Below are 13,272 nucleotides of genomic sequence, written 5' to 3' on the forward strand. Positions count from 1 at the left end.
CGCGAAGGTAGGCAGGGCGGCGCAAACCGTCAAGCGAGTGGCCGAAAGCCTTACGCATCGCTGATTTGCATCATGCGTGGACCGTCGGTCCACAGCAACCAGGTCTCGATGCGCCGGCCCGGATAGACCTTCTCCAGAAGCCGCCGATAACCGCGAAGCTGCCGCCGGTAGACGTCGGGCACCTCTTCCGGCGTGCGCGGCGGCGGGCGGTTGGTCTTGTAGTCGACCACGGTCACGATTTCGTCAGTGACCAGCAGGCGGTCGATCTGGCCCGTGACCGCCTCCGGCCCCTTCTCGCCGTCCAGCAGGCCGACGATGGGCACCTCGGCGGCGCTGCCGGGACCGAACAGCGCGGCGAATTCCGGGTTCTCCAGCACGGCGAGCGTCTCCTCGACGATCTGCGCCTGCTGCGCCGAATCGAGGCCATGGACGGGGCTGGCCAGAAAGCGCTCCGCCGCCGCCCGCCGCTGCGAATCCGCAAGGTCGGGCAGGGATTGCAGAAGCCGGTGGATCAGCCGGCCCCGCTGATAGGACGCACCGTTGTCGCCCTCCAGCGGGGAGCGCACCGGCGGTTCCGCATCCGGCGGCCGCGACGGCGCCAGGGGTCGCGGCGGCGCCGGCTCCGGCCGGGGCGGGCTCTGGGCCCAGTCGGGCAACGGCGTGGGCGGAAGTTCGCTTTCCTGAACCGCGGTCTTCGATTCGCTCTCGGTACGCTGCGCGGTTTCCAGGCGCAGGCCCTCGCCCTGCCAGCCGTCCGGCAGGTCGGCCGTGAAATCGAACGCCGCCGGCTCGGCGACACCGGCAAGGCCGCGCTGGATCAGCTTGTACCAGCAATGCTCCTGGCCCGAGCGCTGGGTGTTCCAGCCGCAGATGTAGAGCCGGTCCTCCGCCCGCGTCATCGCGACATAGAGCAGGCGGCGGTACTCGGGCTCCTGGTCGGCGCGGGCGGCGGCGCGCAGGCCGCCGGCGACCTCGTCGTCGAACTCCTTGCGCGGCGGCCACAGGGCCAGCCCCGTGCCGTCGTCCCACAGCAGCTTGTCGGACTGCGTGGGCACCTGCAGCGTATCGGGCAGGAACACGATGGGCGCCTGCAGGCCCTTGGCGCCGTGCACCGTCATCACGCGCACGGCGTTGCCGCCGTGCTCGGCGTCGCGCTTCACTTCCTGCTGGCCAGCCTCCAGCCAATGCAGGAAGCCTTCCAGCGAGGGAACGTGCTCGCGCTCGTAAGCAAGCGCGAGGGCAAGAAATTCATCGATGGGGTCGTTCGCTTCCGGACCGAGACGCGCCAGGATCCGCTCCCGCCCGCGCCCGGCGCCCAGAAGCTCCGCGTAAAGCTCGTAGGGCGGGGTGAAGTCGGCGCGCGCCAGCAGGTCGCCGAGGCGCGCGTGGGCGTCCTCGAAGTCCGCGTTCTCGCCCGCGCGGCTGCGCAGCGCGTCCCACAGGCGCCCTTCGCGGCCGTACGCCAGCTCGAACAGCCGCTCCTCGCTCAATCCGATCAGCGGTCCCTTCAGGACGCAGGCCAGCGTCAGGTCGTCTTCTGGCAGCAGCAGGAAGCGGCCCAGCGCGGCGAGGTCCATGACCGCAAGCTGTTCGCTCAGCACCATCCTGTCGACGCCGGCCACCGGCACCTGCCGAAGCTTCAGTTCGCGCACCAGTTCCTCGACGAACTCGTTGCGCCGGCGCACCAGCACCAGGACGTCGCCCGGCACGATCGGCCGCCCGCGTGCGTGCAGGATGCCGTCCGGCGTTTCGCCCTGCGTCCAGCGGGCGATGCGCGCGGCGATCAGCCGGGCCAGGCGCTGGCGCGGCGGGGCCTGTCCCTCGGCCTCGACCGGCGGGGCCCAGGCTTCCGGCTCTCCGGCGTCGCCCGGCTCCGCCGGCGGCCACAGCTCGACCAGCCCGGCGTGGCCCGCGCGCACGGGCTCGTGGCGCAGCGCGTCCTCGCCGAACAGCACGCCGTCGCGGGCGTCCGGCTGCGCGAACACGGCGTCGACGGCCGCCAGGACCGCGTCGGTGGAGCGGAAGGAGACGTTCAGTTCCACCGACGACCAGCCGTGCCGCGCCTGTCGCGCCCGCTCGGCGAAGTGGCGGCGCATGCGGGCGAAGGCCGCCGGCTCGGCCCGCTGGAACGAGTAGATAGATTGCTTGGCGTCGCCCACCGCGAAGACGGTGCGCGTCCCCGCGTCGCGCCCCTCCGCCGCGCCCTCGCCGGCGAAGAACTCGTCCGTCAGCGCGCCAACGACCTCCCACTGCTCGGGGTTCGTGTCCTGCGCCTCGTCGATGAGCACGTGGTCCAGCCCGCCGTCCAGCTTGAAAAGCACCCACGGCGCGATGCCGGGCCGCTGTAGCAGGTCGCGGGTGACGATGATCAGGTCGTCGTAATCCAGAAGCGCGCGGCGTCGTTTGTGCCGCTCGTAGGCGTCCAGGATGGCCGCGCCCAGGCGCAGCAGGCCGGCGGTGGCCCGCGCGACGACAGTGGCGTTGATCCGCTCGCGGACGGTGAGCAGCCGTTCGGCCTCGGCCTCCATCACCTCCAGCGCGCCGCCGACCTCGGCGGCCTGCTTGGTCAGCAAGCGGCTGCGCACCTCGCCCTTGGCGGTGAGGAACAGGCCGGCGTAGTCGTCGAAGCGGGCGCCGCGGTCGGGCGCGGGCGCGTCCAGCCAGGCCTTCAGGATATCCGCCTTGCCCTGCTCGGTCTTCGTGCCCTGGCGCATCGCCGTCTCGGCCACGCGCAGGCCCATGGCGTCGAACGCATCGTCCCGGCAGGCGCGTGCGACGACGTCGGCCGGCCGGTCGTCTTCGGCGACGTCCAGGGTTTCGCGGATGCCCGCGGCCAGAGCGTCCATGCCCCCGGCCTCGCGCAGCAGCCGGGCCAGCCGGCCGCGCTGCCGGATGAGTTCGGCCATCAGGTCGTTGAAAGTCATCTCGCTGGCCTGGGCGGTGACCTCCGACAACGCCTCGGCAAGCCGCGCGGCGTCCTCACCCCAATCGTCCCCGCTGCCGGCGCGGGCCAGCACCTCCTCCCGCGCGGCTTGCAGCATCTCGGCGGCGGAGCGTTCGTCCAGCACCTGGAAGTGCGGCGGCACGCCCGCTTCCAGCGGGAAACGCGCCAGCACCGACTGGCAGAAGGCGTGGATGGTCTGGATCTTCATGCCGCCCGGCGCGTCCAGGACGCGGGCGAAAAGCTCCCGCGCGCGCCGGCGCATGGCGTCGTCCGGGCGCTGCCCGGTCAGCTCGTGAAGGGCGCTGTCGAGATCCGTGTCGCCGGCCGTCGCCCAGCCGGCCAGGCGCGCCGCCAGGCGGTTCGACATCTCCGCCGCCGCCGCCTTGGTGAAGGTCAGGCACAGGATCTTCGCCGGCGGCGTACCGGCCAGCATCAGGCTCAGCACCCGGTCGGTCAGCACCTTGGTCTTGCCGGTCCCCGCCGAGGCCGCCACCCAGACCGAGGCCGCTGGGTCGCTGGCCCGCCGCTGCGCCTGCTGCGCCTCGCGCTTGCGGGTGTCGGCGTGCCCGGCGGACGGGTCCGTCACGTCGCCTGTGCTCATCCCTCGTCCTCGAAGGTGCCCGCCGACCACTCCTGAACGCGGGAGAGGTGGCGGTAGTCGGAATAGCGGGGCGCGAAGGCCGGGCGCGGCACGGCGCGGTAGGGCGTTTGCGGGTCCTCGAAGGCCGTCACCAATTCCTGCAACCCCGCGAAGGCCTGTTCCGCCAGTTCGCCAGGATCGCCCTTCACGGCCCGGATCTCCCCCGGTGGATTGCCGCCGGTGAGACGCCAATAGGCGATGGCGCCGACCTCCGCCGTCGGCACGTCCGCGAACGCGCCGGCCGCCGCGATGGCGGCCTCCAGGGGAAGCTGCGGCGAGAAGCCAAGGCGGACGGACTTCTCGCTGGGCACGCCGCCGGTCTTGTAGTCGATGATGGCAAGCCGGCCGTCGGCGCCGCGTTCGATGCGGTCCGCCTTGGCGGTCAGGGTGAAGGTCCGCCCGTCCGCCCCCGGAAGTTCGCGATGACCTTTGCGCTCCGCGAAGACATGCAGGCCGCCGGCGCGGCGCGCGCGCTCCTGCGCGGCCAGCCATTCGGCGATGCGCGCGAATCGCGGCCACCAGAAGGCGCGAACGCCGGGGCGCACGCCGAGGCGGTCGAAGGCCTCCCGGCCCAGGCGCAGCAGTTCCGTTTCCGGATCGTCCGGCAGCGCGTTCGGGTAGGCCCACACGAAGCGCTCCAGCACCTTGTGGATCAGCGTGCCGTGTTCCGCCGCCCCCGGATCCTGGTCCAGCGGGTCCAGCGGCCGCAGCTTCAGGATACGTTCGGCGTAAAGCGCGTAGGGATCGCGCATCCACATTTCGACCCTGGTGACGGAGAGTTTCGTGGGCCGCGCGGTCCGGGGCGGCCGTGGCTCCGGCGGGGCGATTAGGATGCTGCGTGCCGGCGTGTCGAGTTGCCGCGCCCAGTCCAGCCAGCGCTCTTCGCCGGCCGTCAGGCGTTCCAGCCCCAGCGCGTCCAGCACCGCGTCCAGGCGCAGCAGCCAGCGCGACGGTACGCTCGGCGCCCCCTCCACCCGTGTGGCGCGGGTCAGCACCACCTCGCTGGCCGAGGCCGCCTGGGCAAAGTCGTGCGCCATCAGGCCGATGCGGCGCTCCACCGGCGGCAGGCCGAAGCCGGCGCGCATCGGGCGGCTGAGCCAGGGGCCGGGGTCGCTCTCCGCCGGCCAGGTGCCCTCGTTCAGGCCGCCGAGGATCAGCAGGTCGGCGCGCTGCATCCGTGCTTCCAGCGGACCCCAGATCGCCAGCCGGGGATGCCCGCCATACCGGGGCCGCACCTCCCGCCCCGCCATCAGGCCGTCCAGCAGCGCGGGATAGCGCGTGCCGCCGATGACGGGCGCGGCGTCGGCGTTGCGGGTCAGCTCGCTGGCGAAGTCCGCCGCCGTCTCCCCCGCGTCCCCGGCCCACAGCCGGGCGGGGCCGGGCTCGCGGTCGGTGGCTGCCAGTGCCTCGGCAAAGCGCATGTGCGCCTCGACGGCGTCGGCTAGCGGGATATCGGCGGTGGCGAGCGCTGCCTCCGCCTCGGCCGCCATGTCGCGCAGGTTCTCCAGCCAGAGGCGCAACCCCGCTTCGTCGTCTTCCGGCAAGGCGTCCAGCAGGCCGGCGAAGCCCTTGCCGGGGCGCGGCCCGCGCAGGACCGCGACCTCCAGCGCCCGCACCCGCGCCCGGAAGGCGCCGGGATCCTGTCCGCCGGCCGCCAGCGGATGCTTCAACGCCGCCAGCAGCGACAGCGGCGCCAGGCCGTCCGCCAGCATCTGCGCGGTGAGGCGCAGGAACGTGCCGGGCGCCGTGTCGCGCAGGGGCATGCCGGCGGAATCGTCGACGGTGAGACCCCAGCGCTTCAACTCGCTCGCCACCCGTCGCGCCAGACCCCGGTCGGGCGTCACCAGGGCGGCGGTGCGGCCCGGCACCTCCAGCGCCTGGCGCAGCATCAGGGCGATGGCGCTCGCTTCCTCTCCGGCGCCGGGGCAGTCCAGGCGATGCAGGCCGCCAAGGCCCAGTTCCAGGCGTTGAACGTCCGACCGGCCGGAGAGGTCGCGCCAGTCCGGCGTTGCCGCCGCCGGCTTCAGCGCCAGGTTGAGAAGCTCGCTGCGCGCCGGGGGCGTACGCTCGCCGCCCTCGGCGGGCCAGTCCCGCACATCGGCGCGGTCCAGCTTCATCCGGTCCAGCAGCCGCGCCATGTTGTGCTGCGGGTGGGTCGGGTCGGCCTTGACGGCGGTCCAGGTGGCCGCGTCGGCGCCGGTGTCGAGCCCGGGCAGCACGACGCGCCCGGGGGGCAGGCCCGCGACGACGTGCAGCAGGTCCGCCGTGGCGGGGATGGAGCCGGTGGAGCCCGCCGCGACGATGGGATGGGACGGCGGCTGACTGCGCCATGCTTCCGCCCACGCCTGCATCAGGCGGCGACGGCGGGCGGCGGGGCTTATGGCGCCTTCCTCTCCCTCGATTTGCGGCCACCAGGCCGTCAGGATGTCGAGAAATTCCAGCGTGATCTGCCAATGCCGGGCGTGTTCCGCCGGGACGAGGTCGCGCAGCTTGTCGAACGACAGCCCCTCGGTCTCCACCTGATCGAGGAGGCGGGCCAGTTCCCCGGCGAGGCGGGCGGCCTGATCGACGGTGGCCCGCTCCCTTTCGGCGCTGGCTTCGCCCCAGCGGTCGATCAGCCGGGTCAGCAGAAGCTGCCGCCGCAACTCGGGCAGGGCGGGCGGGATATCGGCGTCGTAGCGGCCGCCGGCCGGGCCGGCCTCGCCACTGAGGACCAATTCCTCGGCGTCCAGGTCGCCCAGCGGCAGCATCCGGGGCAGCAGCATCGCCGCCCCGCCGGAGAGACGCAGGAACGCCTCGTGCAACGTGCGGCATGCGCGCCGTGTCGGCAGCAGGACGGTCACGCGCGAGAGCGCAAGCGGGTCGCCGCCGGCCTCGTCGTAGAGCCCGCGCGCCAGTGCATCGACGAAGGAAACGCCGGGCGGGATCGTATGGACGGCCGGCCGTGTCGAGGTCATCGCGCCTCTTCGTGTTCCGCCCGGAAGCCCAGCTCCTGCAACTCGCCCGCCGCGAACTCCAGGTCGTGCGGCGTGCCGATGTGGAACCACATGCCGTCGTGCGGCAGCGCGAACAGGCGTTCGGCCGCTTCCGCCTGGTCGTAGAGCACGTTCAGCGAAAACGGCGGATCCGGTGCGTAGCGGAACAGGCGCGGGTGCAGCATCTGGATGCCGGTGAAGGCGAAGGGCGCCACCTCGAAGCCCTGGCGCCGCCGCGCCCGGCCCATCGGATCGAGGATGAAATCGCCGGACCCCTCGTACCCCATCGCGAAGACGGTTTCGTGGACCAGCAGCAGCGCGTCCATCGCCGTGTCGTCCCAGGCGTCGGCAAGGCGCTCCAGGGCGGGGCTGTGGCCCTCCAGCCAGAAGAGGTCGCCGTTGAGGACGTAGAACGGTTCGTCGCCCAGCTCGGCAAGCGCGTTGGCGACCCCGCCGCCGGTGTCCAGCAGGTCGTCCTCGTGGCTCAAAACGATCTTCGGGATCTTCCGGCCACGCAGGTGCCGCTCTAGTTGCTCCGCCAGATGGTGGGTGTTGACGATGGCCTTCTCGACACCGGCGTCGGCCAGCCGATCGAGGATGCGGTCGATCAGGGGCTGGCCCATCAACTCGACCATGGGTTTCGGTATCTTCTCGGTGATCGGACGCATGCGCTTGCCGAAACCGGCGGCAAGCACCATCGCCGTCCGCGGGCGCCAGTCGCTCATGCCGTCGTCTCCTGTGCCGGGATGCGGCGGAAGCCGGCGGGAACCGTCTCGTCGAACCACGCCTTCACCGGACGCAGCGCCGGGTCTTCCAGCGCCGCCTCCAGAAGCCGCCACAGCCGCGGGATGTGCCGTAGATAGCCGGGCTTGCCGTCGCGATGCGCCAAGCGGGTGAAGATGCCGAGAACCTTGGCGTGACGCTGTGCCGCCATGACGGTGTAGGCCGAACGGAACGCCGCCGCGTCCAGGGCGGGGAAGGCGGCAAGGTAGCGCGCGATCATTGCCTGCTCGATCTGTGCCGGCACGTCGCGGCGCGCGTCCTGCAGCAGGCTTGCCAGATCGTACGCACAGCAACCGATCACCGCGTCCTGGAAATCCAGCAGGCCGCACGCCGACGTGCCCGCGCGCCCTTTCAGCAGCATCAGGTTGTCCGGAAAGAAATCGCGCAGCACCAGGGTCTCCGGCACCGCTTCGAGCCACCGCAGCGAGTCCGTCCAGGCCGCGGCATAGGCGGCGCGGGTGGCGGTATCCGCCCTTATGCCGACCGCTGGCAGGTACCAGTCGGTCAGTAGCTGCGCCTCGCGGTCGACCAGCAGGGCGTTGTCGTAGGCCGGCAAGGCCGCTGCCGCCGCGCGGGCGGGGGACCAGGCCGCGTGCAGCGCGATCAGGGTATCCGTTGCCAGCGTATAGAGCGCCGGCCCATCGTCGGGGCTTTCCAGAAGCACGCGGGCGAAGGTGCGGTCGCCGAAGTCCTCAAGAAGCAGCAGCCCCCTGTCCTCGTCCGCCGCCTCGATGCGCGGCGCGCTGAAGCCCATGTCGGCAAGCAGTTCGGCGACGGCGCGGAACGGGCGGACGCTTTCCACCTCTGGCGGGGCGTCCATCAGCACGGCGTTGCGCTGCGCGCCTTCCACGCGCTCGTACCGGCGGAACGAGGCGTCGCCGCTCAACGGCCGGCGCCGGGCCCGGCCCCAGCCGGCAGCCGCCAGGAAATCCGCGATATGGCTGTCGCGCTCAGTCAAGCTCTTGCAGCCCCTTCAAACGTTCCGCCCAGTCGCCGGCAGCCTGCAGAATCGCAAGCCGGCCCTCGCCATCCTCGGGGAAGGTCATCAGCAGGTCCAGATGATCCCTCGGCAGGCGGCGCCCCAGTCGTTCCGGCCATTCCACCAGAACGATCCCCTCGTCCAGGGCCTCGTCCCAGCCCAGCTCGTCGATCTCGTCCGGGTCGCCGATGCGGTAGAGGTCGAAGTGCCAAACCGTGGCTGGTTGCCGCGCGTAGGTCTGCACCAGCGTGAAGGTGGGGCTTGGCACGTCCTCGGGCATGACGCGGCCGTCCGGGCGCGGCAGGGCGTTGATGAAGGCGCGGGCCAGCGCGGTCTTGCCGCTGCCAAGCTCGCCGGTGAGCGCGATGACGTCGCCCGCCCGCGCCAGATGGGCCAGCGTCCGGCCCAGCGCGGCGGTCGCGGCCTCGTCCGCGAGGTGGATCGAGATGGCCTCGGCAAGGGGCTTGGCATCGGACATGATGGATTCGGTTGTAACGGCCTTCTCGCGGGGCGGCAACCGTGGCAGGCAGCCTTGTCAAGCAACTGCCGCCCCGCCATGTTACGACCCGCAGCGTTGCCGGGAAATCCGCCTGATTCGGGAGTGTCCATGAGCGAGACCGTGGAGAGCACGGACGTCGTGATCGTCGGCGCCGGGCCGGTGGGCCTGTTCGCCGTGTTCGAGCTGGGTATGCTGAAGATCCGCGCCCACGTCGTCGACTCGCTCGACGTGATCGGCGGGCAGTGCCAGGCACTCTATCCCGAGAAGCCAATCTACGACATTCCCGGCTATCCCCGCATCCAGGCCGGCGAGCTGGTGCGCCGGCTGGAGGAGCAGGCCGAGCCGTTTCAGCCGCGCTATCACCTTGGCCAGCGTGTGGAGAAGCTGACGCCGCGCGAGGGCGGGCGCTGGCTGGTGGAAACCTCGGCCGGCACGCGGATCGAGTGCGCTGGCGTGGTGATCGCCGCCGGTGTCGGCGCGTTTGGTCCGAACCGCCCGCCGCTTGCTGGTATCGAGGCCTACGAGGGGCGCGGCCCCGGCGTCGGGGTGCACTACATGGTCGGCCGGCGGGAGGATTTCCGCGGCAAGCGAGTGGTCATCGCCGGCGGCGGCGATTCGGCGCTGGACTGGACGCTGTCGCTGGCGGAGTTTGCAGAGAAGGTCTACGTCGTCCACCGCCGCAACAAGTTCCGCGCCGCCCCGGAAAGCGTCAGCCGGATGCGCGCGCTTGCCGAGGCGCCGGAGAGCGGGGTGGAACTGGTGATTCCCTATCAGCTTCACGGCTTGGAAGGGCGGGACGGCAACCTGGATGCCGTCATTGTCAGCACCCTGGACGGAGAGACGCGGCGCCTGCAAGCCGACGCGCTGTTGCCGTTCTTCGGCCTGTCGATGAACCTCGGTCCCATTGCAGAGTGGGGCCTGCGCCTGGAGCGGGACCTCATCACAGTCGATCCCGCGACCTGTGCCACTTCGACGGCAGGCATATACGCCATCGGCGACATCGCCACTTATCCGAACAAGCTGAAGCTGATCCTCTGTGGGTTCTCCGAGGCGGCGATGGCCGCGCACGACATCTTCTCCCGCGTCTACCCGGACGAGGTGCTGCACTGGGAATACTCCACGACCAAGGGTGTTCCGGGGTAAGGGGCGGCGCTTGGGCGGTGAGTTGGCGGTGTACGAAACGCCGTCTCATGCAAGAAGCCCCGCCGTGTGGGGCGGGGCTTCTGGACAGTATGACAGTCTCTAGGTTGCCGGCGGCTTGTCATCGCCAATTCGACAACCTGCCCTGGGCCTCAGGGTCTTAAAGCCCGATAACCGGGATACCTAGGAGATATACGTCACTCGGGCCTGCTTAGCAAGTGGCCGAACCCCAGTCCGTATAGCACTGCATTTTTCACGCCCTCTAAGTCAGTATTGGACAGAACCGGGTGCGTATATTTCCTACGGCCAATCTTGAAAGCGCTCAATCGATATAGGCCAAGGTTCATGACCATGTCGGCCTTGGCCCAACAAGGAAGGTCGTCTGGCTCGTCGGGGTGATAGTTCTTTGAAAAGCGGTAGACAAACGGCAATTCATGGCGTGGAGGCGATGTGCTAATTGGCACGACCGTAACGATCTCCGAGCGATATGGCAGCTTTGGAGAGATTACGACAACTGGGCGCGGTTTGACCATTTCCGGCACGTTGAAGCCCGAGAAATCGCACACAAAAACCTGTCCAGCGCGTGGGAAAAACTGTAATGGCATGTCGAATTGATAGATTGAATTGAAATGGATTTGTGTCCGCGAAATTTTGTAGACGTTTCCGCCTACCTCTCTGCGGTGGCGGCCGGTGGGTCGCCGGGAAGATGGGTCTCCCGCGGTATGCGCGGCAGGATGCAGGTGACGCGGGTGCCGTGATCGGGGGCGGATTCCAGCTCGACCCGGCCGCCGTGGAGCTCCACCAAGCTTTTCACCAGTGAAAGGCCAAGGCCGGCGCCCGACTTGCGTGGGTGGCCGCGGACGAACTTGTGGAACACGTGCTCCTGTTCCTCGTGCGGGATACCCATGCCGGTGTCGTTGACCGACAGGCGCACATTGTCCCCATCCTGGCGAGCCGAGAGTACCACCTTTCCGCCCTCCGGGGTGAAGTTGAAGGCGTTGGAGAGAAGGTTGAACAGCGCCTGCTTCAACCGCCGGCTGTCGCAGATCAGGGTGCAATCGCCATCGTCGCAATCCACGGCGAGTTCGATCCCCCGGTTGCGGGCGCGCTCGTGGGCAATGGTCTGCAGGTCCGTGAGCAGGGTGCGGACGTCCGTTTCCCCTTGTTCGAGTTCCAGGTAACCGGCCTCGATGGTGGCGAGATCCAGGATGTCGTTGATGAGGCCGATGAGGCGCTGCGAGGAATCGACGATGGCGCGGGCGTATTCGCCCTGGCGCGTGTTCAGCTTGCCAAAGAACTCGTTCTCCAGGATCTCCGCGAAGCCGACGATGGCGTTGAGCGGCGTGCGCAGCTCATAGGAGATGTTGGCGATGAACTCGGACTTGAGGCGGTCGGCGGTTTCCAGCGCCTCGGCGCGCTCGCGTAGCGCCCGCTCGACACGAAGCGAATCGGTGACGTCCAGATAGATGAACAGGCTTTGCCCGTCCGGCAGCGGCACCTGGGCCCAGTCCAGCTCCTTGCCGTCGGAGCGCACCATCCGCCCGCTGCGCGCGCCCGGCTCGGTTGCGCGCGCGACGATCGTCTCCTGCAAGGCGGGCCAGTCGCTCTCGTCGATATCGAAAAAGCGGCGGCCGTATTCCAGCACCTGCCGCACGTGCGGGCGGTCGCCCAGCCGGTCCAGGGGAAGCTGCCACATCTCGGAAAAGGCCTGGTTGGACAGGGCCAGACGCCCGTCGGCGCCGAACACGGCGACGGCTTCGTAGAGGTTGTCGATGGTCTCGCGCTGCACCTCGATCAGCGTGTTGAAGTTGCGCTCCAGCGTCAGGCGGTCGGTGACGTCCTCGTAGGTCATCAGCACGCCGCCGAAGGGGTGGGGCGCCATGGTGATCTTCAGGGTGCTGCCGTCCGGCCGGTGCATCAGTTCCTCCTCGGCGTCGAGGAGGTTGCGCATCCGTAGCTGGCATTCCCGTTTGTAGGCCGGGAAATCCGTCTGCTCCGGCAGGCGCCGGCGCTCGCGAAGTGCCTCGATGACATCGTTCAGGTGCGGCTCGCCGTCGAGGAGCGTCTCTTCCAGTCCCCACAGTTCGACATAGGCGCCGTTGTAGAATTTCACGCGCAGGTCGGGGCCGTAAATGACGATGGCGGTGCCAAGATTCTCCAGTACGTCGGCGTGCGCGGCGATGTGGCGGGACAGCTCGCCCTCCACTTCCTCCTCGCGCGTGCGGTCGAGGGCAAGGCCGACCAGCGTGCCGTCGCGCAGCGGAATCTCCGTCAGGTCCATAAAGCGCCGCGCACCCTCGGCAACGAGATGATGGGTTTCGCGGCATGTCTGGCCGCTGTCACGCGCCCGCTCCGCAAGCCGCCGGCCGGCTTCGCCCAGGCCGCTGCCAAGCAGTTCGGCCTCGTCGGCACGCACCTCCTGGCGCGTCCGCCCGACGGCGCGGGCGTAGGCGGCGTTGCAGTCCACCACACGCAGGCTGGCATCGCGCCGCCAGAGCGGAGCGGGAAGCCGCTCGACAAGGTCCTCCAGAACGGCGTTCCGGGCCTCGGCGGACCGGCGGGCGGTCTCGCGCTCGCTGATGTCCGAGAACCAGATGACCGGACCTTCGGGGCCGGAAACGCCGTGGGCCTGGACCCATCGGCCATCCTCCGGCAGGGAAAGAACGAGCGTGAAGGCCTCGCCGGATTCACGAAGCCGCTGGCCGGCCTCCGACAGCCGTCGGCCGCTATTTTCAGAAAAGCATCGACAGACGGCGTCGAAATCGTCGATCGCCGCGTCGCCACCGAGAAGGTCCGCCAGTGAGCGGGAACAGCATGGCTTGGCGTCGAATGCGAACCACGCGGACGGCGCCGTCTCGATCCGCTGCTCCAACTGCCGGTACGCCCGCTGAACACGGTCCAGCCCGCGTGCCGCGACTTGCCAGCGATGGCGATACCACTGCATGCCGGCCAACGCCGCGACGGCGGCCAGGGCACAAGCGACTGCCAGTATCGTTGTCGGCGTTACCGTCACAAAGGCGTTTACGTCGGGCCTCGCCGTGCGCGCCGCCGCCGTCGATCGACGGCAGCCACCGCGAGCCCGTCCCCCCGTTTTCGCAGACGCGTTCAGTCGCGCGCGTGTAACGTTAGTTTAAGTTCACCTTCCAGTCGGGACAAGCGAAGTCGCCTCCAGCTCTTTCGCCTTTGGCGAACATCCCCTGTCCGACCCGCGTTCGTTTCCGCGTTCAGTAGCGGTAGTGATCGGGCTTGAACGGCCCCTCGGCGGGCAGGCCCAGGTACTCGGCCTGCTTCGGGTTCATCTTGGTCAGCGGC

General features: G+C 69.7%; 9 protein-coding genes. 1 reads left to right on the forward strand and 8 read right to left on the reverse strand.

Going from position 1 to position 13,272, the window contains the following annotated elements:
- Positions 1-50 precede the first annotated feature (50 nt).
- From addA to tsaE, 5 genes are read right to left on the reverse strand one after another with little or no spacing between them, the layout of a single operon-like run.
- Entirely contained in the window at positions 51-3,545 is a 3,495-nt protein-coding gene (gene addA, locus DRB17_RS18335) for a double-strand break repair helicase AddA (protein WP_114583684.1), read from the reverse strand.
- The gene (gene addB / locus DRB17_RS18340) at positions 3,542-6,541 is read right to left on the reverse strand and encodes a double-strand break repair protein AddB (protein ID WP_114583685.1); all 3,000 of its coding nucleotides are present in this window, start codon (positions 6,539-6,541) and stop codon (positions 3,542-3,544) included. The genes addA and addB overlap by 4 nt, the downstream gene beginning before the upstream one ends.
- On the reverse strand, positions 6,538-7,284 hold the full coding sequence (locus DRB17_RS18345; protein ID WP_114583686.1) for a nucleotidyltransferase family protein: 747 nt from the start codon (positions 7,282-7,284) through the stop codon (positions 6,538-6,540). Before DRB17_RS18345 ends, addB begins: the two co-directional genes overlap by 4 nt.
- Positions 7,281-8,300, reverse strand: coding sequence for an aminoglycoside phosphotransferase family protein (locus DRB17_RS18350; RefSeq protein WP_114583687.1), 1,020 nt, complete (start codon positions 8,298-8,300; stop codon positions 7,281-7,283). The genes DRB17_RS18345 and DRB17_RS18350 overlap by 4 nt, the downstream gene beginning before the upstream one ends.
- Positions 8,293-8,799 (reverse strand): tRNA (adenosine(37)-N6)-threonylcarbamoyltransferase complex ATPase subunit type 1 TsaE, encoded by a 507-nt coding sequence (gene tsaE / locus DRB17_RS18355; protein ID WP_114583688.1) that lies wholly within the window; start codon positions 8,797-8,799, stop codon positions 8,293-8,295. Before tsaE ends, DRB17_RS18350 begins: the two co-directional genes overlap by 8 nt.
- Positions 8,800-8,928: 129 nt before the next feature.
- Here tsaE and DRB17_RS18360 point away from each other — a divergent pair, with 129 nt between their 5' ends.
- Positions 8,929-9,963, forward strand: coding sequence for an NAD(P)/FAD-dependent oxidoreductase (locus tag DRB17_RS18360; RefSeq protein ID WP_114583689.1), 1,035 nt, complete (start codon positions 8,929-8,931; stop codon positions 9,961-9,963).
- A gap of 194 nt (positions 9,964-10,157) precedes the next feature.
- Here DRB17_RS18360 and DRB17_RS21025 read toward each other — a convergent pair whose 3' ends face one another.
- The 3 genes from DRB17_RS21025 to DRB17_RS21030 all read right to left on the reverse strand — a co-directional run bounded on the left by DRB17_RS21025 (position 10,158) and on the right by DRB17_RS21030 (position 13,259).
- Positions 10,158-10,565 (reverse strand): type II toxin-antitoxin system PemK/MazF family toxin, encoded by a 408-nt coding sequence (locus tag DRB17_RS21025; RefSeq protein ID WP_114583690.1) that lies wholly within the window; start codon positions 10,563-10,565, stop codon positions 10,158-10,160.
- Between the two features lie 62 nt (positions 10,566-10,627).
- A complete protein-coding gene (locus DRB17_RS18370; RefSeq protein WP_147274956.1) occupies positions 10,628-12,904 on the reverse strand; it encodes a PAS-domain containing protein in 2,277 nt (758 codons plus the stop codon).
- A gap of 280 nt (positions 12,905-13,184) precedes the next feature.
- Positions 13,185-13,259, reverse strand: a complete 75-nt coding sequence (locus DRB17_RS21030; protein ID WP_421779231.1) for an adenosylhomocysteinase — start codon at positions 13,257-13,259, stop codon at positions 13,185-13,187.
- Positions 13,260-13,272 lie beyond the last annotated feature (13 nt).

It is taken from the genome of Ferruginivarius sediminum, from assembly GCF_003344765.1.
GTDB lineage: Bacteria > Pseudomonadota > Alphaproteobacteria > Kiloniellales > Rhodovibrionaceae > Ferruginivarius > Ferruginivarius sediminum.

Coding starts and splice junctions, on each gene's coding strand:
- addA (WP_114583684.1), bottom strand. CDS start 3,545: ATGAGCACAGGCGACGTGACGGACCCGTCCGCCGGGCACGCCGACACC.
- addB (WP_114583685.1), bottom strand. CDS start 6,541: ATGACCTCGACACGGCCGGCCGTCCATACGATCCCGCCCGGCGTTTCC.
- DRB17_RS18345 (WP_114583686.1), bottom strand. CDS start 7,284: ATGAGCGACTGGCGCCCGCGGACGGCGATGGTGCTTGCCGCCGGTTTC.
- tsaE (WP_114583688.1), bottom strand. CDS start 8,799: ATGTCCGATGCCAAGCCCCTTGCCGAGGCCATCTCGATCCACCTCGCG.
- DRB17_RS18360 (WP_114583689.1), top strand. CDS start 8,929: ATGAGCGAGACCGTGGAGAGCACGGACGTCGTGATCGTCGGCGCCGGG.
- DRB17_RS21025 (WP_114583690.1), bottom strand. CDS start 10,565: ATGCCATTACAGTTTTTCCCACGCGCTGGACAGGTTTTTGTGTGCGAT.
- DRB17_RS18370 (WP_147274956.1), bottom strand. CDS start 12,904: ATGCAGTGGTATCGCCATCGCTGGCAAGTCGCGGCACGCGGGCTGGAC.